21 protein-coding genes, 1 rRNA gene and 1 riboswitch are annotated in these 25,103 nt (G+C 53.5%); of the genes, 20 read left to right on the forward strand and 2 right to left on the reverse strand.

The window, feature by feature from the left end; all coding sequences use genetic code 11:
• The first annotated feature begins 115 nt into the window (after positions 1 to 115).
• Both rrf and AC3WT9_RS27890 read left to right on the forward strand, forming a co-directional pair.
• Positions 116 to 232, forward strand: a 5S ribosomal RNA gene (rrf, locus tag AC3WT9_RS27885).
• A 262-nt stretch (positions 233 to 494) separates the two neighbouring features.
• Complete coding sequence (locus AC3WT9_RS27890; protein WP_341089663.1) at positions 495 to 1,250, forward strand: acyl-[acyl-carrier-protein] thioesterase; 756 nt, start codon at positions 495 to 497, stop codon at positions 1,248 to 1,250.
• A 100-nt stretch (positions 1,251 to 1,350) separates the two neighbouring features.
• Here AC3WT9_RS27890 and AC3WT9_RS27895 read toward each other — a convergent pair whose 3' ends face one another.
• Both AC3WT9_RS27895 and tsaA read right to left on the reverse strand, forming a co-directional pair.
• On the reverse strand, positions 1,351 to 2,286 hold the full coding sequence (locus AC3WT9_RS27895; RefSeq protein WP_341377226.1) for an AraC family transcriptional regulator: 936 nt from the start codon (positions 2,284 to 2,286) through the stop codon (positions 1,351 to 1,353).
• 66 nt (positions 2,287 to 2,352) lie between these two features.
• Positions 2,353 to 2,796, reverse strand: coding sequence for a tRNA (N6-threonylcarbamoyladenosine(37)-N6)-methyltransferase TrmO (gene tsaA / locus AC3WT9_RS27900; protein WP_341377227.1), 444 nt, complete (start codon positions 2,794 to 2,796; stop codon positions 2,353 to 2,355).
• Positions 2,797 to 2,924: 128 nt separating this feature from the next.
• Between tsaA and AC3WT9_RS27905 the strand changes: the two genes are divergently transcribed.
• The 18 genes from AC3WT9_RS27905 (at position 2,925) to AC3WT9_RS27990 (ending at position 24,938) form a co-directional block, all read left to right on the forward strand.
• On the forward strand, positions 2,925 to 5,063 hold the full coding sequence (locus tag AC3WT9_RS27905; protein ID WP_340894976.1) for a DNA topoisomerase III: 2,139 nt from the start codon (positions 2,925 to 2,927) through the stop codon (positions 5,061 to 5,063).
• A gap of 259 nt (positions 5,064 to 5,322) precedes the next feature.
• Positions 5,323 to 6,567, forward strand: a complete 1,245-nt coding sequence (locus tag AC3WT9_RS27910) for an MFS transporter (protein WP_341377228.1) — start codon at positions 5,323 to 5,325, stop codon at positions 6,565 to 6,567.
• Between the two features lie 80 nt (positions 6,568 to 6,647).
• Positions 6,648 to 6,911 carry a DUF1294 domain-containing protein gene (locus AC3WT9_RS27915; protein ID WP_038585652.1) on the forward strand — a complete coding sequence of 88 codons (264 nt, stop codon included), beginning with the start codon at positions 6,648 to 6,650 and terminating at the stop codon, positions 6,909 to 6,911.
• Positions 6,912 to 6,963: 52 nt separating this feature from the next.
• A complete protein-coding gene (locus AC3WT9_RS27920; RefSeq protein WP_038585655.1) occupies positions 6,964 to 7,398 on the forward strand; it encodes a universal stress protein in 435 nt (144 codons plus the stop codon).
• A gap of 165 nt (positions 7,399 to 7,563) precedes the next feature.
• Positions 7,564 to 7,665, forward strand: a riboswitch (purine riboswitch).
• A gap of 245 nt (positions 7,666 to 7,910) precedes the next feature.
• Entirely contained in the window at positions 7,911 to 8,396 is a 486-nt protein-coding gene (purE, locus tag AC3WT9_RS27925) for a 5-(carboxyamino)imidazole ribonucleotide mutase (RefSeq protein WP_341089667.1), read from the forward strand.
• A gap of 368 nt (positions 8,397 to 8,764) precedes the next feature.
• Complete coding sequence (purK, locus tag AC3WT9_RS27930; RefSeq protein WP_445935378.1) at positions 8,765 to 9,931, forward strand: 5-(carboxyamino)imidazole ribonucleotide synthase; 1,167 nt, start codon at positions 8,765 to 8,767, stop codon at positions 9,929 to 9,931.
• Positions 9,932 to 9,937: 6 nt separating this feature from the next.
• On the forward strand, positions 9,938 to 11,233 hold the full coding sequence (gene purB / locus AC3WT9_RS27935; protein WP_038585664.1) for an adenylosuccinate lyase: 1,296 nt from the start codon (positions 9,938 to 9,940) through the stop codon (positions 11,231 to 11,233).
• Between the two features lie 36 nt (positions 11,234 to 11,269).
• Positions 11,270 to 12,160: a phosphoribosylaminoimidazolesuccinocarboxamide synthase gene (locus AC3WT9_RS27940; protein ID WP_341377231.1), complete on the forward strand. Its 891-nt coding sequence runs from the start codon at positions 11,270 to 11,272 to the stop codon at positions 12,158 to 12,160.
• Positions 12,161 to 12,470: 310 nt separating this feature from the next.
• Positions 12,471 to 12,716 (forward strand): phosphoribosylformylglycinamidine synthase subunit PurS, encoded by a 246-nt coding sequence (gene purS / locus AC3WT9_RS27945; RefSeq protein ID WP_019913657.1) that lies wholly within the window; start codon positions 12,471 to 12,473, stop codon positions 12,714 to 12,716.
• 5 nt (positions 12,717 to 12,721) lie between these two features.
• Positions 12,722 to 13,411 carry a phosphoribosylformylglycinamidine synthase subunit PurQ gene (purQ, locus tag AC3WT9_RS27950; protein ID WP_341089673.1) on the forward strand — a complete coding sequence of 230 codons (690 nt, stop codon included), beginning with the start codon at positions 12,722 to 12,724 and terminating at the stop codon, positions 13,409 to 13,411.
• A complete protein-coding gene (gene purL / locus AC3WT9_RS27955; RefSeq protein ID WP_341377232.1) occupies positions 13,389 to 15,635 on the forward strand; it encodes a phosphoribosylformylglycinamidine synthase subunit PurL in 2,247 nt (748 codons plus the stop codon). Before purQ ends, purL begins: the two co-directional genes overlap by 23 nt.
• Positions 15,620 to 17,116 (forward strand): amidophosphoribosyltransferase, encoded by a 1,497-nt coding sequence (gene purF, locus AC3WT9_RS27960; RefSeq protein WP_341377233.1) that lies wholly within the window; start codon positions 15,620 to 15,622, stop codon positions 17,114 to 17,116. Before purL ends, purF begins: the two co-directional genes overlap by 16 nt.
• A 964-nt stretch (positions 17,117 to 18,080) precedes the next feature.
• Complete coding sequence (purM, locus tag AC3WT9_RS27965) at positions 18,081 to 19,121, forward strand: phosphoribosylformylglycinamidine cyclo-ligase (protein WP_341377235.1); 1,041 nt, start codon at positions 18,081 to 18,083, stop codon at positions 19,119 to 19,121.
• Positions 19,121 to 19,735: a phosphoribosylglycinamide formyltransferase gene (gene purN, locus AC3WT9_RS27970; RefSeq protein ID WP_341097537.1), complete on the forward strand. Its 615-nt coding sequence runs from the start codon at positions 19,121 to 19,123 to the stop codon at positions 19,733 to 19,735. The genes purM and purN overlap by 1 nt, the downstream gene beginning before the upstream one ends.
• A gap of 385 nt (positions 19,736 to 20,120) precedes the next feature.
• On the forward strand, positions 20,121 to 21,668 hold the full coding sequence (gene purH, locus AC3WT9_RS27975; protein ID WP_341089681.1) for a bifunctional phosphoribosylaminoimidazolecarboxamide formyltransferase/IMP cyclohydrolase: 1,548 nt from the start codon (positions 20,121 to 20,123) through the stop codon (positions 21,666 to 21,668).
• A gap of 24 nt (positions 21,669 to 21,692) precedes the next feature.
• Positions 21,693 to 22,958, forward strand: a complete 1,266-nt coding sequence (gene purD / locus AC3WT9_RS27980) for a phosphoribosylamine--glycine ligase (protein WP_341377236.1) — start codon at positions 21,693 to 21,695, stop codon at positions 22,956 to 22,958.
• A 288-nt stretch (positions 22,959 to 23,246) separates the two neighbouring features.
• Positions 23,247 to 24,560 carry an SEC-C metal-binding domain-containing protein gene (locus AC3WT9_RS27985; protein WP_341089686.1) on the forward strand — a complete coding sequence of 438 codons (1,314 nt, stop codon included), beginning with the start codon at positions 23,247 to 23,249 and terminating at the stop codon, positions 24,558 to 24,560.
• Positions 24,561 to 24,692: 132 nt separating this feature from the next.
• Positions 24,693 to 24,938, forward strand: coding sequence for an aspartyl-phosphate phosphatase Spo0E family protein (locus AC3WT9_RS27990; RefSeq protein WP_341089688.1), 246 nt, complete (start codon positions 24,693 to 24,695; stop codon positions 24,936 to 24,938).
• Positions 24,939 to 25,103: the final 165 nt, after the last annotated feature.

Here is a 25,103-nt window from a genome sequence, read left to right on the forward strand (position 1 = left end):
GAGCTGACCAATACTAATCGGTCGAGGGCTTATCCAACAAATTAAGACGCAGATTCGTTTCGGATTCAGTTTTCAGGAATTAAGGTTCCTGAAGCATTTACGCTGTAAATGCCCGTTTGGTGGCGATAGCGGAGGGGTTCCACGCGTACCCATCCCGAACACGACCGTTAAGCCCTCCAGCGCCGATGGTACTTGGACCGAAGGGTCCTGGGAGAGTAGGACGCCGCCAAGCACACAAAGCCATTGTTGAGTTTCTCAACAGTGGCTTTTTTGTTGCCTTTTGCGTTAAGATTTAACTGCTGGCTATTGAATGTGGATAGGATAGGGGATAAAGTGAACAGAAGAAAAACTTGTCCACATGTGGATAAGAATCATGAAACATACAGCGAATCAAAAGTACTCCCCAATTAATGTGGATAGTATTGAGTATTTGTGGATATATGTGAATTTTAATGTTGATAATAAGGAGCTTGGCAAGTAAAGGGGATATTTCAGTGGATAATACAGACAATCTTGTGTGGATAGAACGATTTGTAGTTCAAGCCAGCGATACGGATTACCGTTCCCAGGCTAAGCTGTCTTTTATTCTGGAAATGATGCAGCGTACGGCTGACTCAGCGGTAAGTGCACTTGGCCTCAGTCTTGAACAGATGCTGGAGGCAGGGATGGGCTGGATGATGATCACTCTTGATCTGGAGTTTCAACGCATCCCCCGGCTGAATGATGAGTTGACAGTGCACACATGGAGTAAAGGGACCAAGGGAGCCATGTGGCAGCGTGACTACCGTATTTATGATAAGGATCATACAGAGGTAGCTGTGGCGCGTTCAATCTGGGCGCTTGTGGATACGGAGAAGCGTAAGCTGCTGCGGCCATCTGCTCTTCCCATATCAGTACTGCATTATGAAGGTGATTCGGTCGGCAGTATTCCAGATAAGGTAACCATTCCTCAGGACATCTCCATGGAACAAGCTTACCGGTATCAGGTCAGATATAGTGGTCTGGACAGCAATAATCATTTGAACAATGCACGTTATGGTGATTTATGCTGCGATGTTTTGTCTCTGGAAGAATGGGGTTTGAAGGAACTGAAGCGGTTCCGGATTACTTATGTACAGGAGGCAAAGTATGGGGATGAACTGATGATTGTGCGGTCACTGCTAACAAGTGAAGGTGCATTTGTTCAGGGAAAGCTGGAGCAGGTCATATCATTTGCAGCTTGTCTGGAACTTGGTGAAGAAGTACATTAACGGAAATACATATAGGAATTATACATGAGGGGGAACTATCCGATACTTAGACCCCCCTATACAAATGTCCGTGTCTGCTTAGCAGATACGGACATTTGTGTTATAGCAGTTCCAAGGGAACATAAATCTCGCTTATTGAATCTTTGTCATCCGGGCCCAGATATTGCTCGCCATAATATTCGAATTCGTAAGGCAGGGAAAGCCGGTATTCACTTTTTGGAAGCCAAGTCTCATAAATATATTTGTAGGTATAAGAGACATCCTTCGACAACCCTTTATGTATGAACTTTAAATAGGTGGCTGCAGGCAAGGTATAAACAGGAAAATCTGCCGATAGTTGCGCTTGTTCAGAGGCGGAATGGCGATAAGCGGTTTGAGTTACGGCATATTGATGACGGCCCGATATCTCTGGCTGAGGGTAAAGCTCGCAAGCACATATAAAGGAAGCCCCGCTGTTTTCAAAATCGTCAGCCCAGTAGCCCACTTGATAATACCGTTCGGGAAGCCTGCGGCCGTGCAGGCTGGGCACTCTGGTGAACAGCTGGGACCAGGCTTCGGAGATTACAGAATAGTCAGCGATAACGTTCACAATAGGTCCCTTGAGAGTAATTTCATCTAGCTTTACGATCTGCGGAGGCGTTCCTTGAACTACAGGCAAATGAAGCAGATCCTGTTCGTGAAGCCGGTGCAGCAGTGGAAGCAGAGGATTATTTCGTTTATTGCGGACCTGCGTCGGTGTGGTATGCAGCAACCTTTTAAAGGCCCTGGTGAAGGTCTCGTAGTCGTTAAAATGATAATCCAGTGCAATGTCCTGGAAAGAACGCTCCGGCCATCGTTTAAGATCCTTGGCAGCCTCGGTAATTTTGCGTCTGGCTATATAATCCCCCGGTGTTATCCCCGTAATGGCCTGGAATAAACGAATGAAATGATACAGAGAATAGCCGGTTCTCCTGGAGAGGGCAGTGACAGACAATGGAGATTTCAGTTCAGCTTCAATATGGTCCAAAGCCTGGACGATGAGCTGGGAATTGTTCATGTCTACCCCCTCAAGAATTAATGGAATAAAATGTGATTTGCTGCAGCTGAGCAGCTATCACAATAATTAATCAGCTACCCAGTCTCCCCAGCCGGCGGCCCATTCAGGGACAGAGACATCTTTGACGCGGTCCGTACTGGGAAAGTAAGCCTTGATATCGAGAATTGGCGTACCAGGGTAAGCATCCAGTCCGGCAACCTCCACAATGCCCGATCCCATATCGACAGACACTATGGCAGCTACACTAAGGCCTAAAGGATTGGGGCGGACAGGAGAGCGGGAAGCAAAAACTCCACTTACAGGTGCCTCATATGGAGGCTGAACCTGTGTGGTTTGCCGGAAGTGGTCATCTGCAAACTCATGAATCCACCAAAGGATTTGGCAGTGGCTGAAATTTTGCAGGCCTTTCAAGGCAGGGCGAAATTCAGGTTTAAGCTCAAGACGCAGATTGTCAGGCTGCCCGGCAACCACACCTACTGGTATGACATTATACACTTCTTGCTTGGACATTTGCTGTGACTCCTTTCGTATAACGGATACAGCCTATTGTATAATGTGGAGGCAGAATTCAGCCTGACGATATTTGCGGTCTTTTAGATCATGGTATAATAGGTTGTTGGCAAGGGAGGGAGAGAATTATGAAGGTATTGGTATTGGCGGAAAAGCCGTCGGTTGCGCGTGAGATTGCACGGGTGCTGGGTTGCGGGAATAAACAGAAGAGCTATATTGAAGGTCCGAAATATGTAGTTACCTGGGCTTTAGGGCATTTGGTTGGTCTGGCAGAGCCTGAAGACTATAACAATAAATTTGCTTCTTGGGCATTGGAGGATTTGCCGATTCTGCCGGAGAAGGCCAAACTGAAGGTGCTGCGTGAGACAAGCCAGCAGTATAAGGCTGTGCAGCAGCTGATGAAACGCCAGGATATCGACGAACTGATCGTTGCAACGGATGCAGCGCGGGAAGGGGAGCTTTTGGCCCGCTGGATTATGAATATGGCCGGCTGGAAAAAGCCGTTCCGGCGTCTATGGATTTCTTCGCAGACGGATAAGGCGATCAAAGAGGGATTTGCGTCACTGCGTCCGGGCCGGGATTTTGACCGTCTGTATGAATCGGCGCGCTGCCGCGCAGAGGCGGATTGGATGATTGGTCTTAACGTTACGCGTGCTTTAACCTGCAAGTTCGGTGCTCCGCTGTCGGCAGGCCGTGTGCAGACACCCACGCTCGGCATGATCATGGACCGGGAGAACGAAATTACAGGCTTCCGTTCCCAGGAGTATGAGATGTTGACCGCAGATTTCGGGAATTTCCAGGCGGGTTGGCGTGCTCCGGGCGGGGATGGCCGGATTTTTGACAAGGAGAAGACAGCGAAGCTCAATGACAAGCTTACCGGCCGCAGCGGGCGTATCGCCAAGGTGCAAAAAAGCGAGAAAAGCGAGCCGCATCCACTGGCGTATGATCTCACCGAGCTGCAGAGGGATGCCAACCGCAAGTTCGGCTTCTCGGCAAAACAAACATCCAGTGTGCTGCAGCGTCTGTACGAGCAGCATAAGCTGGTCACTTATCCGCGTACGGACAGCCGTTATCTAACCTCGGATATGACGGGAACGTTAAAGGAGCGGCTGGACAGCATCGCTGTCGGACCCTATGCGGCATTGGCACGGCCGCTGCTGCGTAAACCGCTGCCCATTACAAAGCGGATAGTAGATGACAGCAAGGTGAGCGATCACCATGCCATTATTCCTACGGAGCAGACAGTGCTCTTAAATCTGCTTAGTGCGGAAGAACGTAAGCTCTATGATCTGATCGTGCGGCGTTTTATCAGCCTGTTCTATCCGCCGGCCCGTTATGACGCGGTGGCCGTCACGGTAAGCGTGGAAGGCGAGAGCTTTCATGTGAAAGGCACCACGGTAAAGGACGCAGGCTGGCGTGAGGTATACGGCGGTGATATGAGCAATGACGACGAAGAAGACAATACAGCCGATGAGCCTGCGGCAAGCAGTGTGAAGCTGCCAGAGCTGCGTGAAGGTGAGGCCGTTAAGGTACTGCGCTGTGTGATCCGTCCAGGGCGGACACAGCCGCCCAAACGGTATAACGAGGCTTCGCTGCTGACTCAGATGGAGAAGCATGGCCTCGGAACACCCGCAACCCGGGCCGATATCATTGAGAAGCTGGTCAGCTCGGATACTATCGAGCGGCAAGGCAATTCTCTTCACCCGACAGGCAAAGGGAAGCAGTTAATTGAACTAGTATCGGCGCAGCTGCGCACGCCGGAGCTGACGGCGCGCTGGGAGGCCGAGCTGGAGAAGATTGCCCGCGGACAAGGGCGGCCCGAGCCTTTTCTGCAAGGCATCCGCAGTATGGCGCAGGAGCTCGTATCCGGCGTCAAGAGCAGCGGCGCAGAATACAAGCCGCATAATGTCTCCAGCAGCCATTGTCCTGAATGCGGGACAAGAATGCTGGAGAAGAAGACCAAAAAGGGCAAGCTGCTGGTCTGCCCTGCTGATGACTGCGGCTATACCCGTGCCGGAGAGAAACGGCTTTCGAACCGCCGGTGTCCGCAGTGCCATAAGAAAATGGAGCTTAAGGAAGGCAAGGCGGGTCTCTATGTGCAGTGTCTGGGCTGCGGAATAACAGAGACGATGGACAAGGACCACAAGCATATCAATAAACGTGAGCAGCAGAAGCTGGTGCAGCAGTACAGCAAACCTGAAAGCGTAGGCTCGAATCTGGGTGAGCTGCTCAAAGCGGCAATGGAGGCCAAGCAGAAGGGGGATTAACCGTAATAACCTCTGTGGAGCGGACTTTTAAACTATAGATTAAGAAACCTAAATAAGTCTGCCGGAATCCCCGGCAGGCTTATTTAGGTTAAGAAGGGCGACTTGGGTGCTGCATGCACCGAAGTCTTGGAGAGATACAGGTTCCAAATCACTTTCCGTTTTAGGGCTGTCAAACAAAAGACAGATATGTTTTACTAAGAAGATCGGCAAAAGAGCAGGAGCAACTCTAAAAAATGAATAAGCGGGTGGTAAAGTGACAGTGCCTAAGCCAAAAGAAAACGGGGCCCAGGCGGTAGAAGGTTCAAAGACTAAGGAATGCAGCCGTTTCTTCTTCCTGGTCATCGTCTTTATGTTCTGGTTCTCTTCATATATTTATGTTCCGGTGCTCTCTCCCTATGTGGAGCATCTCGGAGCTTCGTATGTTATGGTCGGCTCAGTGCTGGGGATATACGGTCTGATGCAGATTCTGTTCCGGCTGCCGATCGGAATCGGCTCGGATTATTTGAACCGGCGGCGGCCGTTCATTTATCTGGGGCTGATCGCCAGCGGCGCAAGCTGCCTGCTGTTTATGGCGGGAGCGCATCCGGGCTGGGCACTGGCGGCTCGTGCCGTATCCGGAATAGCAGCCTCCGCCTGGGTAGTGTACTCGGTGATGTTTGCCGGCTATTTTCCGAAAGAGGAAGCGGGAAAAGCGATGGGTATGCTGCAGTTCACTACGGTCATCGCCCAGTTGATGAGCATGATGATCAGCGGCTACATGGTGGAGCACTGGGGCTGGAATGCCCCGTTTGTTATCGGGGGGCTTGTGGCGATAGCGGCTCTGGTACTCGCCCTGCGTCTGCCGGAACAGCAGCAGGAGAAGCGGGAGAATGCGATCCAGCTTAAAGACCTTGCTGCGGTAATTAAAGAGCCGCTGCTGGTCAAAGTCTCGCTGTTATCCGTGCTGGCGCACTGTGTGCTCTTTATTACAATGTTCGGCTATACTCCGAACCAGGCGCTGGACATCGGTGCAAGCAAGGAGAGCTTAGGCTGGCTGACTTTGGCATTTATGCTGCCCCATGCCATTGCGACACTCTATGGTTCCCGTCTATTTGGCAGGCTGCTTGGCGACCGGGGGACTCTGCTGCTGGGTTTTGCCGGAAGCGCGCTGTTCACGCTGCTGATTCCTTCAATGCCGACGCTTGCCGCCTTGTGTGCGACACAAATCGGGAACGGCTTTATGCAGGGACTTATTTTTCCGCTGCTGCTTGGCAAATCGGTATCGGGAGTGGCGCCCTTTAAACGGGCAACTGCGATGGGCTTCTATCAGGCGGTGTATGCGATTGGCATGTCAGGAGGGCCATTTGTGGCGGGGTGGATGAGCTCTGCTTATGGCTTAAGCGGCGGATTCTGGCTGGGAGGGATCGCGGCAGCCCTTGCTGCCGTATTATCCTGGGTATGGATTACGGATGCTGGCGGGTCCCGCGAAATAACAGGAAAACAAGGGCGCATGCGTGGCAGGTAATGTGAGGATTATTGGTTTTTTGCCGGAAAGGGTACTATAATATGAAGTAGATAGGATAAGAGGGAGGAGAGCCGGAAGGAATGGTCAAGGGTGTGTTGCTGTGGTTTGCACTAATTAATATTATCGGGTATGTGGTAATGTCCGAGGACAAGAACAAGGCCCGAACAAGGCGGGAACGCGTACCTGAGAAGACGCTTTTTCTGCTGGCATTTATGGGCGGTGCGCTGGGTGTGCTGACTGCCATGTACCGCAAGCGCCACAAGACGCGGCATACTTCTTTCAGGATCGGAATTCCGCTGCTGTTGCTGCTTAATATCCTGCTGTATGGGTACTTTTTAAGGTAAGCTTTTTTGAATTACGTTATGGCTACACAAAACAGAAAAAGAGGTGGCGTACATGTTATTCTCAAAAATTTTGCTCGCCTATGACGGTTCCAAGGCATCCAATCAGGCATTGGAGCGTGCGATCGAGCTGGCTAAGGTAACTCCGGGTTCATCTCTTTACGTTGTACACGCATTTGAATTCCCGCGCTTTTTTATTGGGGAAGCTCTTGCACCTCTACCAGCTTCTGTAAACAAAGATTACTATGATCTGGCGGTGCAGACCACAGAAGAAGTGAAGAGCCGGCTTGAAGCGGAAGGACTGAATGCTACGGTGGAGCTGCTGCAAGGATCTCCTGCAGAAGTGATCTTGAATTATTCCAAGGAGCATGATGTGGATGTTATTGTAATCGGCAGCCGCGGTCTTGGCGGAATACGTGAATTTGTTCTGGGCAGCGTAAGCCATAATGTGGTGCAGAGCGCCCGTATTCCGGTACTGGTCGTAAAATAATAGATTTTATTCTGGGAGGAGCACAAAGGTGTTCCCCCCTTTTTCTTTAGTTTCCCTGCCCAATTAGCCAAGAACAGGAATTAGAAATTGGCAAAAAGCGAACGATTTAACGTGTAAATTTTACAATGTTCGTGTTTAAGTTGACATGAAGTGTAGGCCATTGTTAAACTGAACCTATGAAGAGCTCGTATAAAACCGGGGATAAGGCCCGGAAGTTTCTACCCGGCAACCGTAAATTCCCGGACTACGAGGAAATAGGATGACTAGAATGGCCATCAGAGCGCCCCGGGGTATTTGGGCAGTGCACTATGTGCTTGTCCCTGTATGCTCTGCCGAGGCGGAGACAGATGGGGTAGTCCCTCCTGATTCCTGCAGTAGTCTGGGTCCACCCGCAGCAGAATGCGTTTGGAATCCGGGCTTTTTTTTTCGGAATTATGGGAAACTTGCGGGAAATGGGACAAACTTAAAGCAGATAAGAGTATCTATATCGGGAACGGAAGGTAGGTTGAGTCATGTCTGTGCAAGTTGGGGTTATTATGGGCAGCAAATCCGACTGGGAAACGATGGAGCATACCTGTGCGGTGCTGGAAGAGCTGAGTGTGCCTTATGAGAAAAAAGTGATTTCCGCACACCGCACACCGGATCTGATGTTCCGTTATGCGGAGGAAGCGGCGGGCCGCGGACTTCGCGTTATTATCGCCGGAGCAGGCGGCGCGGCGCATCTGCCGGGAATGGTGGCAGCGAAGACGGTATTGCCCGTTATCGGTGTTCCGGTGCAGTCCAAGGCGCTTAACGGCCTGGACTCGCTGCTCTCCATTGTGCAGATGCCGGGCGGCATTCCGGTGGCGACAGTAGCCATTGGCCGGGCCGGGGCCGTCAATGCAGGGCTGCTCGCGGCGCAGATCATCGGCGCTTTCGAGCCAGAGGTACAGAGCCGGGTGCAGCAGCGGCGCGAAGCTACAGAGCGCGAAGTGCTGGAAAGCAGCGACACCTTATGAAACCGGAAGAACTGAAGCCGGACGGTTTGGAAGTGAGCACGATGCGGGATGGGAGACAATCGCGGGGCGAAGCAGCGGATGGCCTGGAAGTCCTGGCACAGCAGGGACAGGCTGGACAGCGGGGCGGAGAGAATGGGCTGGAAGTCCTGGCACAGCAGGGACAGGCTGGACAGCGGGGCAAAGAGAATGGCCTGGAAGTCCTGGCACAGCAGGGACAGGCTGGACAGCGGGGCGAAGAGAATGACCTGAAAGCTCAAGGCCAGGAGGCAGCGGTGTCCTACGGACTCGCCGCACCGGGTGGAGACAGGCCCCGGACGCTGCGCCCCGGTGCAACCATCGGCGTGCTGGGCGGCGGCCAGCTCGGGCGGATGATGGCGCTGGCCGGCAGCGCCATGGGCTACCGCTTCGTGGCGCTGGACCCGGCGCCGGATGCGCCCTGCGGGCAGGTGACGCCGCAGATACACGCGGCGTACAACGACCGTGAAGCGGCGCGGGAGCTGGCGCACCGCTCGGACGTGATCACGTACGAGTTCGAGAACGTCGATGCGGGCGTGGCCGCGCTGCTGACGGCAGAGTCGTACGTGCCCCAGGGCAGCGCGCTGCTGTACACCACGCAGCACCGGCTGCGCGAGAAAGCGGCCATCGAGGCGGCAGGCGTGCCCGTTGCCCCGTACCGCAAGGTCGGCAGCCTGGAGGAGCTGAACGCCGCAGCCGCCGACCTGGGCCTGCCCTGTGTGCTGAAGACAGCCACAGGGGGGTATGACGGCAAGGGACAAGCCGTCATCCGCCGGCCGGAAGAGCTGGAAGCAGCCTTCCGGCAGGTCGCGCCGGAAGCTGGCGGAGCGCAGGAGGCGCCCCAAGCTGGCGGAACAGACAGCTCCACCCATTCCGCAGCCTCAGCCGGAAACGTTATGCCGGAGCTGGTGCTGGAGAAATTCGTTGCTTTTAGCTGCGAAATCTCTGTCATTGCTGCCCGCAGCGCATCCGGTGAGGTCAAGAGCTTTCCGCCTGCCGAGAATATTCATGTGAACAACATCCTGCATCTGTCGATTGTGCCTGCCCGTGTGCCGGAAGAGATTCAGCGGAGAGCCTGCGAGCTTGCCGAGCAGCTGGTGTCCGGACTGAATGCCGTCGGACTGCTGGCGGTAGAGATGTTTGTTACAGACGACGGAGAATTGTTCGTCAATGAACTGGCTCCGCGCCCGCATAATTCAGGGCATTACACGATGGACGCCTGCGTCACCTCGCAGTTCGAGCAGCATGTCCGGGCGATCTGCAACTTGCCGCTTGGAGATACCTCGCTTTTGACTCCTGTAGTCATGGTGAATGTGCTTGGGCAGCATCAGGACGGGGCAATAGAGCGGATTAGTGGGATGGACGAAGCAGCAAACCGGCTGGGGATTTCACCCAAGCTTCATATATATGGCAAGACTGAGAGCAAGACCGGCCGCAAGATGGGCCATATCAACCTGCTCTGCAAGGACACCGGAGACGGTCTGTCCTGGGTGGAGCAAACTAACCTTTGGAGGAACTGACAAGATATGATCGAACGATACAGCAGACCTGAGATGCGGGCCATTTGGACCGAAGAAAATAAATTCAATGCATGGCTCGAAGTGGAAATATGTGCGTGTGAAGCCTGGGCGGAGCTGGGAGTTATTCCGCAGGAAGACGCCGCTAAGCTGCGCAAGGACGCCAAGTTTGATATTGAACGCATCAACGAGATTGAGCTTGAAACCCGCCATGACGTGATCGCCTTTACCCGTGCGGTATCCGAAAGCCTTGGCGCGGAGCGCAAATGGGTGCATTACGGATTAACCTCCACGGATGTTGTCGATACGGCGCTGGGTTACCTGCTGCGCCAGGCGAACGAAATTCTGGAGCAGGACATCATTAACTTCATTGAAATTCTTAAGGATAAAGCGGTAGCTTACAAGGATACGCCGATGATGGGACGCACACATGGCGTTCACGCCGAGCCGACGACCTTTGGACTCAAGATGGCGCTGTGGTACGAGGAAATGAAACGCAACCTGGAGCGCTTCCGCCATGCCGCGAACGGCGTGCAGTTCGGTAAAATCTCCGGCGCGGTCGGCACTTATGCCAACATCGACCCGTTCGTGGAAGAGTTCGTCTGCCGCAAGCTGGGCACCAGCCCGGCACCGATCTCCACGCAGACCCTGCAGCGTGACCGCCATGCCGAATATATGGCTGCGCTGGCGCTGGTCGCCACTTCACTGGACAAGTTCGCCACCGAGATCCGCGCGCTGCAAAAGAGTGAAATCCGCGAGGTGGAAGAGGCTTTTGCCAAAGGTCAAAAAGGCTCCTCCGCCATGCCGCATAAACGCAATCCGATCGGCTGCGAGAATATTTCCGGCCTGTCGCGTGTCATTCGCGGTCATATGGTTACTGCTTATGAGAATGTACCGCTGTGGCATGAACGCGACATCTCGCACTCTTCGGTGGAACGGATTATCCTGCCGGATGCGACCATGCTGCTCAACTATATGCTGAACCGTTTCGGCAACATCGTGAAGAACCTGACCGTGTTCCCGGAAAATATGAAGCGCAATATGAACCGGACCTTCGGCGTGCCGTTCTCCGGCCGTATCCTGACCAAGCTGATCGACAAGGGCTTCAGCCGCGAGCAGGCTTACGATACCGTTCAGCCTCGTGCGATGCAGGCTTGGGAAGAGCAAACCCAGTTCCGCGACATCGTCGAAGCCACACCTGAAATCACCGCTGTACTTAGCCCGGAAGAGATTGAAGATGCGTTCAACCCTACATGGCACCTTAAGCATGTCGACACTATCTTCCGTAAGCTGGAGCTTATCTAATATATGCAAGATCATTTGTTCAAGGGAGGAAAGGTCATGACACACCCTGCCGTATCCACGGCTGTGGATCTCGTAAATGCACCGCTGCTCTATAAAGGAAAGGTTCGCGAATTGTATGACTTGGGTGAACAGACCCTGATTGTTGTTACGGACCGGATCTCTGCATTCGATTATGTGCTTGATCCGGCGGTGCCGGAGAAGGGCAATGTGCTGAACCGGCTCAGCGCTTTCTGGTTTGGCTTGACGAAGGACCTGATGGAGAACCATGTCGTGCATATTGATGTGGACCAGCTAGGAGATATCGCACGCGACAGAGAGGCGCTCAAGAACCGGATCATGGTTGTCCGCAAAGCAGAGCGCATTGATATTGAATGTGTCGTGCGCGGTTGCATCACCGGGGGGGGCTGGCGGCAGTACCAGGAGACCGGCAAAGTTAACGGAATCGAACTGCCCAAAGGCCTGCGCAAAAACGCTGTACTGGCCCAGCCGATCTTCACCCCTGCGGCCAAAAATGATGTAGGCCATGATGAGGATATCTCTTTTGAGCAGATGCAGGAGCTGATCGGTGCCGACCTGGCGCTTGAGCTGAAGGAGAAAAGCCTGAAGCTGTTCGCTTTTGCCAAAGAGTACTGTGAAGAGCACGGTATCATCCTTGCGGACTGCAAGTTTGAGTTCGGTCTGCTGGACGGCAAAGTGATTCTGATCGACGAGATTTTCACCCCTGATGCATCCCGCTTCTGGGCCAAAGATAAATACAGTCTGGATATTGAGATTGACAGCATGGACAAAGAGCCTGTCCGGACATATCTTGCCGCATCCTCCTGGGACAAGAACAGCACGCCGGACCCGCTGCCGCTTGAAGTCGTGGAAGAAACGAGCCGCCGTTATCTGGACATCTATCATCGCCTTACCGGCAAGTCTTTATAGTTTATTAACTTGGCCAGCTGTAGTGTATCCGCTAGTTGCATTCTCTGCAGTTATTTTGAGCAAAATCGCCGCGGGCTGCCTTTTAAATGTATCCGGTACAACTAAATCAGGCGAACAAGCCTGGAACGGCGGTTATTTCAAAATATAGCTGTATGGAATGCAACTAAAGTGGATTTTGACCGAAATAAAAGGAATTTAGCTGTACAGAATGCAGTTATCTCAATAGTGAGCACAGGTACAACCGAGTTCTTGTTAATTCTTGTTGATTGCCCATTGAGGCCCATAAAATTTTAGGAGGAACTACAAGCGTATGTTAAAAGCGACAGTCTATGTCACCATCAAGAAAAGCGTGCTCGACCCCCAAGGTGTAGCCGTGCAAGGAGCATTGCATTCGGTAGGGTTCCAGGAAGTTGAAAGTCTGCGTATCGGCAAATATATGGAGCTTACTCTCGATACAGATAACCGCGCCGAAGCGGAAGGACGCCTCAAGGAAATGTGCGAAAAGCTGCTGGCCAACACGGTGATCGAGGATTACCGATACGAATTGGAGGACTAAAAGTCATGAAATTTGCTGTACTCGTCTTTCCAGGCTCGAATTGCGACATTGACTGCTATAAGGCGGTAGAAGACAGCCTTGGCGAACCCGTGGATTATGTGTGGCATACTGCGACAGACCTGTCGGCGTATGACTGCATTCTAGTACCAGGCGGCTTCTCTTATGGTGACTATCTGCGCTGCGGCGCGATTTCCCGGTTTGCTCCGGTGATGGCTGAAGTGGCCAAAGCTGCGGAGCAGGGCAAATTCGTGCTTGGCATCTGCAACGGGTTCCAGATTCTGACCGAAGCTGGACTTCTGCCGGGTGCGCTGCGCCGCAACATGTCGATGAAATTCCGCTGTCATGATACCGTGCTTAAGGTCGTTAATAACACAACCCCGTTTACTGTTGATTATGCGAAGGATGAAGAGATTGTCATCCCGATCGCGCATGGCGAAGGCAATTATTACTGTGATGAAGAGACTTTGGCGTCGCTCAAAGCAAACAATCAGATCGTATTCACATATAGCGACAATCCGAACGGTTCGGTATCCCATATTGCAGGCGTCAGCAACGTAGCGGGCAATGTGGTGGGCATGATGCCTCACCCGGAACGTGCAGCGAACAGTCTGCTGGGCTCGGAAGACGGCAAACGGATGTTTACATCTATACTCAAAAGCTGGAGGGATCGTTATGAAGCAGCAAGTATCCGCTAAGGAGCCGACCGCAGAGCAAATCGCGGAGCAGAAAATCTACAGTCAATTCGGCGTGTCGGACAGCGAATATGAACTGATCACATCCTTCATGGGCCGCAAGCCTAACTATACGGAAATCGGTGTGTTCAGCGTGATGTGGTCCGAGCACTGCGCCTACAAAAATTCAAAGCCGCTGCTTAGCCGGTTCCCGACAAGCGGGCCGCGTGTCCTGATGGGACCGGGCGAAGGCGCCGGCATTGTCGATATCGGTGACAACCAGGCGGTTGTATTCAAAATCGAAAGCCACAACCATCCGTCGGCGGTAGAGCCCTATCAAGGTGCGGCTACAGGTGTGGGCGGGATTATCCGCGATATTTTTTCCATGGGTGCTAGACCGGTAGCACTGCTCAACTCCCTGCGTTTCGGGAAGCTAGAGAGCGACCGGGTAAAATATTTGTTCGAGCATGTCGTATCCGGTATCGCAGGTTACGGCAATTGTATTGGTATTCCGACTGTGGGCGGCGAAATCATGTTCGACAACAGCTATGACGGCAATCCGCTGGTCAATGCGATGTGTGTCGGGTTGATCGACCACGATAAAATCCAGCGCGGTGTCGCCAAAGGTGTAGGCAACCCCGTATTCTACGTAGGTCCGCCTACAGGGCGTGATGGTATTCACGGGGCGACGTTTGCCTCCGTGGAGCTGAGCGAGGAGTCGGAAGCCAAGAAGACAGCGGTGCAGGTTGGGGATCCGTTTATGGAGAAGCTGGTGATGGAATCCTGCCTGGAGCTGATCGACAGCGGCATCGTGCTTGGCATTCAGGATATGGGCGCGGCAGGCCTGACCTGCTCCAGCGCAGAAATGGCCAGCAAAGCGGGCAATGGCCTGGAGCTGTATCTGGATCAGGTGCCGCAGCGTGAAGAAGGCATGACACCTTACGAGATGATGCTGTCGGAATCACAGGAACGGATGCTGTTTGTGGTGGAGCCTAAGGATGAGGCGCAGGCACAGGAGATTTTTGACCGCTGGGGCGTCATTTGCCGCAAAGTGGGCAAGGTAACCGATGACGGCCGCCTGAAGCTGTTCCATCACGGTGAGGTTGTCGGCGATATGCCGGTAACGGCTCTAGTAGATGAGTGTCCAATCTACAACAAACCGTCAGCAGTTCCTGCTTATTATGAAGAGAATGCATCGGTCGATACTCTGCGTTATGCCGAGGTTACCGATCTGGGCGGCGCGCTGCGCACGGTACTCGCTTCCCCTACCGTAGCAAGCAAAGCATGGGTATACAACCAATATGACTATATGGTTCGCACCAGCACAGCGGTTCGTCCCGGTTCCGATGCGGCAGTGGTTACGATCCACGGCACACGCAAAGGCCTGGCAATGACTACGGACTGCAATGGCCGTTATGTCTATCTGGACCCTGAAGTCGGTGGCCGGATTGCCGTCAGCGAAGCGGCCCGCAACATTGTCTGCTCCGGGGCTAAACCGCTGGCGATTACAGATAACCTGAACTTTGGCAGTCCCGAGAAGCCGGAGATTTTCTGGCAGATGGAACGTGCGGTAGACGGCATGGCGGAAGCCTGCCGTGTGCTGGATACGCCGGTTATCGGCGGAAATGTCAGCCTGTACAACGAAAATGCTTCCGGAGCGATCTATCCGACACCGGTTGTCGGCATGGTGGGTCTCGTGGAAGATACCGATCACATTACCACTCAAGCCTTCAAGCAAGAGGGTGACGCCATTCTGCTGCTTGGGGTGACCAAGGCTGAGCTTGGCGGCAGTGAGTTCCAATATGCTGTACATGGCCTGACGGAAGGCCGTCCGCCGGCACTGGATTTGGCTACTGAACAAAAGTTGCTGGATGCTGTGCTTGGCACGATCCGCGGCGGTCTGGTCCGCTCGGCGCATGACCTTTCCGAAGGCGGCCTTGCGGCTGCACTGGCAGAGAGCTGCATCAGCGGCGGTATTGGCGCTAACGTAGAGCTGTCCGCGAACGGGCTGCGGCCCGATGTGGCCTTGTTCAGCGAGAGCCAATCCCGTATCGTACTGACCGCTGCTCCTGATCGTGCGGAAGAGCTGAAAGCAGCAGTTGCCGCTTACGGCGTGCCGGTGGAAATCATCGGAACCGTCGGCGGGGACAGACTGCGCCTGGCCCTAGACGGTACGGCTGCATTGGATGAAGCTGTAACGGAACTAAAAACCATTTGGGAGGATGCTATTCCATGTCTTATGAAATAAAGACCGGGAAAGAGCAGGCGGCTCCTATCCTGTGGACCGGCGATTTTTACAACGAAGGATCGGGATCGGGAGATATTTTTGACACTTTAAAAGAAGAATGCGGCGTATTCGGGGTCTTCGGACACCCGGAAGCCGCCTCCATGTCTTATTATGGACTGCATGCGCTGCAGCACCGGGGAGAGGAAAGCGCGGGCATCTGCGTGGCAAACGGACGCGACTTCAACTATCACCGCGGCATGGGCCTCGTCAAGGAAGTATTCGATAAAGATAAAATTGCTTCACTGGTTGGTGACATGTCCATCGGCCATGTGCGTTATTCCACCAGCGGCGACAGCCGGCTGACCAATGCGCAGCCGCTTGTCTTCAAATACCGTGATGGCGATCTGGCCATTGCCACCAACGGCAATATTGTCAACGAACCGCTGATCCGCAAGCAGCTGGAGCAAGGCGGCTCTATTTTCCAGACTACAAGCGATACCGAGGTACTGGCGCATCTGATCGCACGTTCGCAGAAGGATTTTGTCGAAGCCACCAAAGATGCCCTGCAGCAGCTGGTCGGCGGTTTCGCCTTCCTGCTGATGACCAACGACAAGCTGATCGTTGCTTCTGATCCGCACGGACTTCGTCCGCTCGTCATGGGCCAGCTCGGTGAAGCCTATGTCTTCGCTTCAGAGTCCTGTGCGCTGGAAGTTATCGGTGCCAAGCTGGTACGTGATATTGAGCCGGGTGAATTGCTCGTGCTTGATAAGGACGGCTTACGGGAAGACCGCTTCGCTGAGCCGAAGCGCAAGGCGCTTTGTGCCATGGAATATATCTATTTTGCCCGGCCGGACAGCGACCTGAACGGATCGAACCTGCACTCCGCCCGCAAGCGGATGGGCAGCCGGATGGCGCTTGAAGCTTTTGTGGATGCAGACATTGTAACCGGCGTACCGGATTCCAGTATCTCCGCAGCCATCGGCTTTGCCGAGCAAACAGGTATCCCTTATGAGCTGGGACTGATCAAGAACAAATACACAGGCCGGACGTTCATCCAGCCGAGCCAGGAGCTTCGTGAGCAAGGCGTGAAGATGAAGCTGAGCGCGGTGCGCCGGGTCGTTGAAGGACAGCGCGTCGTCATGATCGACGATTCCATCGTACGCGGCACCACCTCGCGCCGGATCGTGAACCTGCTGCGCGAGGCCGGGGCGCTTGAAGTGCATGTGCGGATTACCTCGCCGCCATTTAAGAACCCTTGCTTCTACGGCATTGATACACCTGACCGGCGTGAACTCATCGCCTCCTATAAGAGTATTCAGGAAATGTGCGAGGAGATCAACGCCGATTCCCTGGCCTTCCTTTCACCGGAAGGGCTGATCCAATCCATCGGCGGCTATAATAGCGATGATTACAAAGGCGGTTTATGCCTGTCCTGCTTCGATAACGATTACCCGACGCAGGTGGATTTCGGCGGGGAAGAGAAGGACGGGTGCAGTTGCTGACGCCCATCCCCCTAAGTCCCCCTTGCGAAGGGGGATTCCGAAGGGCTCTGCCCTCCGGCCACCCGAAAGTTTGGCGGTAGGAGTTTGCTTTTAACTTGCTAAGAAGGCTGGGGTGCGGGTGCCCGCTTTGTCCCTGTGTGCTCGCACGGCCGGGACACGCTCTACGGCGCTCCGCGTCCTGGCGGCATGCTGCCTCGCCGGGCCAAGGGCTCAAGAACCCATCCTGTTTGCTGCGCAAAATCGGGGGTTCTCTCGCTCAAGGCGCGCCCGGCTTTGTCCCGCGCGCCAAGATCAAAGGCTCAAGAACCCATCCTGTTTGCTGCGCAAAATCGGTGGTTCTCTCGCTCAAGGCGCGCCCGGCTTTGTCCCGGGCGCCAAGATCAAAGGCTCAAGAACCCGCCCTGTTTGCTACGCAAAATCGGGGGTTCTTGAGCTCAAGGTGCGCCCGGCTTTGCCCCGCGCGCCAAGATCAAGTGCTCAAGAACCCATCCTGTTTGCTGCGCAAAATCGGGGGTTCTCTCGCTCAAGGCGCGCCCGGCTTTGCCCCGCGCGCCAAGATCAAGTACTCAAGAACCCATCCTGTTTGCTGCGCAAAATCGGTGGTTCTCTCGCTGAGGAGGCGCTTGTCTTTGCCAAGCGCCGAGGTCTTGCTGCTGCTGTGCAAGGCGCGTACAGCGGCTTGCGGCTGGGTTTGCCCCGGAGTGGTTCGGAAGCCATGGAGAGGAATTTTGGAACTGTAGGAGCGTTAGCGTTCGCCTGAAAGCTTTCCGCAGGAAAGCTCGCGTCGAAAGCAGATGCTTATATATTTGGGTTTCTACCGCGAAGAGCGGTTTAAATCAGGAAATCCATATATAACAGCGACCGGAAGTCCAAACATTCATCGCAATGGCGTCCAAGAACCACACACCCAATCCCTGCCGCCCCGAAACGCGCTCTAAACTAACTAATAATGAGGTGTCCAAAAGTGTCGGAAGCTTATAAAAACGCCGGAGTGGATATTGCGGCTGGCAATGAAGCCGTTGAACGCATGAAGAAGCATGTAAAGCGCACGTACCGTCCGGAGGTTATGACGGAGCTGGGCGGATTCGGCGCGCTGTTTGGTCTCAATAAGGACAAGTATGAAGAACCGGTGCTCGTATCGGGAACTGACGGCGTGGGTACAAAGCTCAAAATCGCTTTCGCGGCCGGCCGCCACGACACGATTGGCATCGATGCCGTAGCCATGTGTGTGAATGATATTGTAGTGCAGGGCGCAGAGCCGCTGTTCTTCCTCGATTATCTCGCCTGCGACAAGGTTGTGCCGGAGAAGATCGAGGCTATTGTTGCCGGCATCGCGGAAGGCTGCCACCAGGCAGGCTGCGCGCTCATCGGCGGCGAAACGGCTGAGATGCCGGGGATGTATTCGGCGGGCGAATATGATATCGCCGGCTTTACAGTTGGCGTAGCCGACAAAGCGAAGCTGGTTACGGGCGCGAACATCGCACCGGGAGATACGGTGATCGGTCTCGCGTCCAGCGGTGTGCACAGCAACGGCTTCTCACTGGTACGCAAGCTTCTGCTTGAGGAAGACGGCTATGCGCTGAACGATGTGGTCCCTGAGCTTGGAGCTCCGCTGGTGGATGTGCTGCTGGCTCCGACGAAGATTTATGTGAAGCCGCTGCTCGCGCTGCTGGAACAGCTGCCGGTCAAAGGCATGGCGCATATTACCGGAGGCGGGTTCATCGAGAACATTCCACGCGTACTGCCGGATCATGTGAATGTGGAGATTAATTATGGCTCCTGGCCGATTTTGCCGATTTTCGGCTTGCTGCAGAGCAAAGGCAATGTAAGTAACCGCGATATGTTCACTACCTTCAACATGGGCGTAGGCCTGGTGCTGGTAGTGTCTTCTGAAGACGGAGAAAAAGCGCTGGAACTGCTGAAAGCAGGCGGGGAAGAGGCTTATCTGATCGGCACAGTAACGGAAGGGGAACGCAAGGTTACCTTTACGGGAGCTGAAGTGTGATGCAGTACAGCCGGATCGCTGTGTTTGCCTCCGGGCAGGGCAGCAATTTTGCCGCGCTGGTTCAGGCTCAGAACGCAGGGAAGCTTGGCGGAGGCCGCATTGAGCTGCTGGTATCTGACAGGCCGGAAGCGCTAGTGGCACAGCGTGCGGAGGAAGCGGGGATTCCTGCCCTCCTGCTGCGGCCGAAGGAATTCGCAAGCCGGGAGCTGTATGAAGCGGAGATTGTTGCCGAGCTGCAGCGCCGGGATATCGGGCTTGTCGTACTGGCGGGATATATGCGGCTGATTACTCCGGTGTTGCTTACACCTTACGCCGGGCGGATTATCAACATTCATCCTTCACTGCTGCCAGCCTTTGCCGGCAAGGATGCCATCGGCCAGGCATTGGACTACGGTGTGAAGCTGACGGGGGTTACGGTGCATTTTGTCGATGGGGGCATGGACACCGGACCGGTTATTGCCCAGCGCGGCGTTGCCGTAGAGGCCGAAGATACAGTGGAAACCCTTGCCGGACGAATTCATCAGGTAGAGTATGAGCTTTACCCTGAGGTAGTATCTGCTTTTGCCGCCGGGAAAATTGGACTGGACGGAAGAAAAGCTACAATTTCCAAATAGAAGTATAGGCACGATTGCTGCTAAGGACAGGGAGCTTGCCATAAATGAAGTCATCCTGTGTCGCATACTATGGACATGAGCTGCGATTCCGCAGAAATTTTTAGAACAGCATTGTGTAGCACGTCTATAGCGTTAAATACTGGCGGATTGCGCGGTGCGCTGAGCTTTTTATCGACAAAGGTTAATCTCTGCGGTCACTTCCGATATTTCTCGGGAAATATTGCACAAGCGGGCAAAGGGTGTCGGAGAGTGATGGAATGCCTGATTTATACCTTAGGAAGAATGCTGTAAGCTGCTGAAATTTCAGTGATTTGGCAAGGCTGGTTTATTCGTTAACCATTCAAACACAACTAATCGAGCATCATCCGGAGGAGGACTATTCAAAGTGAGTATCAAAAGAGCGCTGGTCAGCGTATCGGATAAACAGGGCATCGTGGATTTTTGCCGCGAGTTGTCTGCATTGGGCGTAGAAATCATCTCCACAGGCGGCACTAGCACACTTTTGGCTAAAGAAGGTGTACCAGTCATCGGTATTTCCGATGTCACTGGGTTCCCGGAAATTATGGACGGACGCGTCAAAACGCTGCATCCCGCCGTACACAGCGGCCTGCTGGCTGTTCGTGACAACGAGGAGCATACGCGTCAGATGACCGAGCTTGGGCTGGACTACATTGATCTGGTCGTGGTGAACCTGTATCCGTTCGCGGAGACGATCGCCAAGCCGGATGTATCGTACGAGGAAGCTATCGAGAACATCGATATCGGCGGACCGACGATGCTGCGTTCGGCGGCGAAGAACCATGCTTTTGTCAGTGTGGTGGTGGACGCGGCCGATTATGCAGGTGTGCTTGATGAGGTACGCGCAGGCGGAGATACGACCCTTGAGACCCGCAAACGTCTTGCGGCAAAAGTGTTCCGCCATACGGCGGCTTACGATGCCCTGATTGCCGATTATTTGGCTAATGTGACCGGTGAACCGCTGCCGGAGCGCTATACGGTGACTTACGAGAAGATTCAGGATCTGCGTTACGGGGAGAACCCGCATCAGAAGGCGGCGTTCTACCGCAAGCCGCTCGCTGCGCAGGATACGCTGACGGCTGCTGAGCAGCTGCACGGCAAAGAGCTGTCCTACAACAACATTAACGATGCCAATGCGGCGCTGCAAATCGTCAAAGAATTCGAAGAGCCGGCGGTTGTGGCCGTTAAGCATATGAATCCATGCGGCGTGGGCGTAGGCGCAAGTGTATACGAGGCTTACCAAAAAGCCTACAATGCTGATCCAACCTCCATTTTCGGCGGGATTGTGGCTGCGAACCGTATTATTGATGCGGATACCGCTAACCTGCTGAAGGATATTTTCCTGGAGATCGTACTGGCACCGGGCTTCACAGAAGAAGCGCTGGAGATCCTTACGAAGAAGAAGAACATCCGCCTGCTCAAAATCGGCAGCTTAAGCACGGCCTCTGCACGCAAGAGCAACTTTGTCGTTACCTCCATTGAAGGCGGTATGGTGGTGCAGGAGAGCGATGTGCACTCCGTGAATCCGGAAGAGCTTCAAGTGGTCACTACCCGCAAGCCAACCGAAGAAGAGCTCAAGCAGCTGCTGTTCGGCTGGAAAGTGGTTAAGCATGTGAAGTCCAATGCGATTGTACTGGCGGCCGATGATATGACTGTTGGTGTAGGTGCCGGACAAATGAACCGTGTCGGAGCGGCCAAAATTGCCATTGAACAGGCCGGAGAGAAGTCCAAGGGCGCTGTACTGGCTTCGGATGCCTTTTTCCCGATGGGCGATACGCTGGAAATGGCTGCGAAGGCTGGAATTACCGCAGTCATTCAACCGGGCGGCTCGATCAAGGATGAGGAATCCATCAAGGTTGCGAATGAATATGGAATTGCCATGGTCTTCACCGGCGTCCGCCATTTCAAACACTAGAAGCCCGGGGAGGATTTCGTATATATGGATATTTTAGTGGTTGGCGGCGGGGGCCGGGAGCATGCGATCATCTGGAGTCTATCCCAAAGCCCCAAGGCCGGTAAAATCTACTGTGCACCCGGCAATGCCGGGATCGCGCAGCTTGCCGAATGTGTGCCGATCGGCGTGTTCGAATTCGACAGGCTGACTGCTTTTGCCAAAGAGCGTGAGGTTGGTCTTGTAGTTATCGGACCGGATGATCCGCTCGCGGCAGGTATCGTTGATGTCTTTGAAGCGCAGAATATTCCTGTGTTCGGCCCGCGCAAGAATGCAGCTGAAATCGAAGGCAGCAAAACGTTCATGAAGGACCTGCTGCACAAATACAGCATTCCGACAGCAGCTTATGAGAAGTTCAGCGGTTATGAAGCGGCGCTTGCTTATTTGCACGGACAGGAGCTGCCGATCGTCATCAAGGCCGACGGCCTGGCTGCGGGCAAAGGCGTTACCGTAGCTTATTCGCGTGAAGAAGCCGAGCAGGCGCTGCGTGATATTATGGTGGACAAGGTATTTGGGGAAGCCGGTGCGCAGGTAGTCATCGAAGAATTCCTCGCCGGGCAGGAAATGTCGATTCTTGCGTTTGTTGACGGTGAAACGGTGCGGCCAATGGCGGCGGCGCAGGATCACAAGCCGATATTCGACGGCGACAAAGGACCGAACACCGGCGGAATGGGCACGTATTCACCTCTGCCGCACATCGCTGAGGATATTATCCGCGAGGCGGTGGAGACAATCATCGAGCCAACAGCCAAAGCCATGGTGGCCGAAGGCCGCCCTTTTAGCGGCGTACTGTTTGCCGGGCTGATGATTTCACCGGATGGCAAGCTGAAAACGATTGAGTTCAATGCCCGCTTCGGCGATCCCGAGACGCAGGTCGTACTGCCTAGGCTGAAGAGTGATCTGCTGGAGATTTTTCTGGCTGTCACTGAGGGCAGGCTGGCGGATATTGAGATTCAGTGGAGCGATGAAGCGGCTGTATGCGTAGTGCTGGCTTCGGAGGGTTATCCGGGTCCTTATCCTAAAGATGTGCCTATCTCCGGTCTGGAGAGCAGCCAGGACGCGCTGATCTTCCATGCCGGAACGGCACGCGGTGAAGATGGAAGCTGGGTTACGAATGGCGGACGGGTGCTTGGTGTTGTCGGCAGGGGCGCGAGTATTGCGGATGCCCGTGCGGCCGCATATGCCAGTGCAGAAACAATATCTTTCCAGGGAAAGCAGAGCCGCAGTGACATCGCCATGAAGGCGCTCATCTGAGGATAAAGGACTGCAGCCTAGCAAATTTTTACGCTATTAGTCCCAAAAAAGGACTGACAAGTTATAGAAGAAGTGCTATAATACAATTCGTACGGGGGAAAATGTGCGGATATATACAGATAAAGGGTCTTTCCTTTCATGGAAAGGCCTTTTTTAAATTAGGTTTTTGGAGTGCCCGTGAAGTTCCCGTAATATAGAATACGTCTTGCCGGGAAATGATACTTATAGTGCAAAAGTAGCGATGCGCTTATGTGTATGGCTAGTCACAGATTTAAGGGGGAATTATTTTTGAGTAAGGTTGGAAGAAATGACTTGTGCCCATGTGGAAGCGGGAAAAAATATAAAAGATGCTGCCTTGGTAAAGAAACCTCAGCGGTTGAATCCATACTTCGGCTCGTAACAACGGAGGAGGCGGCAGCCCGTGAGGCTGCAGTAACTGAATCTGTCATCAGCCCTGAGGCTTTGGAGCCTGTCCTTCGCCCAGAGAGCAAGCTAACCCTGACCAAGCTGAAAAAGATGGTAACACGCGAGCTGAAATGGGAGCATCCGGCCCACGAGCAGCTGGCGATGCAGCTTATCGAAAGCATGAGGAACCAGTACGAGCGGGAGCTGATTTTTGAAGCATTAGTGCTTTGGAACGGCTTCTCCCGCCAGACTAAACCTGCTGTGAAGAAAATGGGCTCCTTCTGTGCCGCGATCGAGTATTTGCTGTCCGAGGAGTACGGCTTTATGATTTCGCAGGCGGAACTTGCAACCAAATATGAGGTTACTGCGGCTACGATTTCCCGCAAGGTTAAGGAAATGCTTAACTACGTGGAGGAATACGGTATGGGCGGCGAGTCTGACGAGCTGCTAGTACTGAACGGTCCGGGTACTCCTAAGGAGAAAGCACAGGCTCTTCTGTATCAGGCAGCTTCAGCCACTTCTACTAAACGGCGGATTCAACTGGCTGAAGCTGCACTTGAATTGTATCCGGACAATTCCGACGCTTATCTTATTCTGGCTGAGGAATCGGAGAATGAGCAGGAGGCGCGTGCCTACCTCAAAGCAGGAATTGCTGCGGGTGAGCGTGAGCTGGGTGAGCTGTATTTTAGCCAAAATAAAGGATACTTCTGGGGCCTGCATGAAACCCGTCCATACATCCGCGTCTGCAAGAGCTATGCCGAGTCTTGCTGGTTCAGTGGCAACGCGGAAGAAGCGGCGCAGATGCTGGAACGCATCATGGAGCTTAATCCGGAAGACAATACCGGTGCGCGGTATTTGCTGGCCGCTGCGTACTTGTACACCAACCGGTTGAATGATGCAGAACGTGTGCTGAAGAAATATGGCAAGGACGATGCAGCGGCCGCGTTTGCTTATGACCGGATTGTCCTTGAATACAAGAAGAACGGAATTACTTCCCAGCTCAAGATGCTGTACCGTGTGGCGCGTGGCGTGAACAAGCATGTTCCGGATTATTTACTGGGCGTGAAGCGGCTGCCGCATAACCTGCCGGATTTTGTAGGCTTGGGAGATTCTAATGAAGCGATTGAATATGTCATCATGCACTCCCGTTTATGGGCCAGCATGCCGGACCTGCTCAAGTGGATGCTGAAACAATAGTTCATCATATGATGTATACCGGACACAGCCGCTCAGGCTGTGTTTTTTTAGTTTCTATGGGAATTCTCTGAAAAAAATTTTCACTGGAAAAAGAAATACTCTTCTAAAATACTTAAATGAGGAGGGATAAGAGTGAAGGAAGCGGAATGTTTGAAACAACGCATTGAACAAGCCCGGTATAAGCTGAATAAGTTGGAAAATCAATATACTCTGGGCCATCCCGCCGTGCTCCATCAATCAATGGTGCTCGACGAACTTATAAATGAATACAACAGGAGTTCTGACACGCGTTCAGCCATGAAATCGTTCCATAGCAACAATGAACCTGTAAACGAGGAGCTTTGGCCTACCCACTCCCTGCGTCTCCGGTTTGTCTGAACACAGAAGGATTGATAGTTAAAAGTTATACAAACTTGCGTGGTTGCGGCAAATCGTTTGCACAATCTTCGAAGTATCATCTGGTGCCGCAACTGCAATCCTCTCCCAGCGCTAAGCTTTAAGAATATTATCGGATCACCTCCCTTTTCACTCACTATTTAATCT

Source organism: Paenibacillus sp. EB106-06-01-XG199 (genome assembly GCF_058791575.1).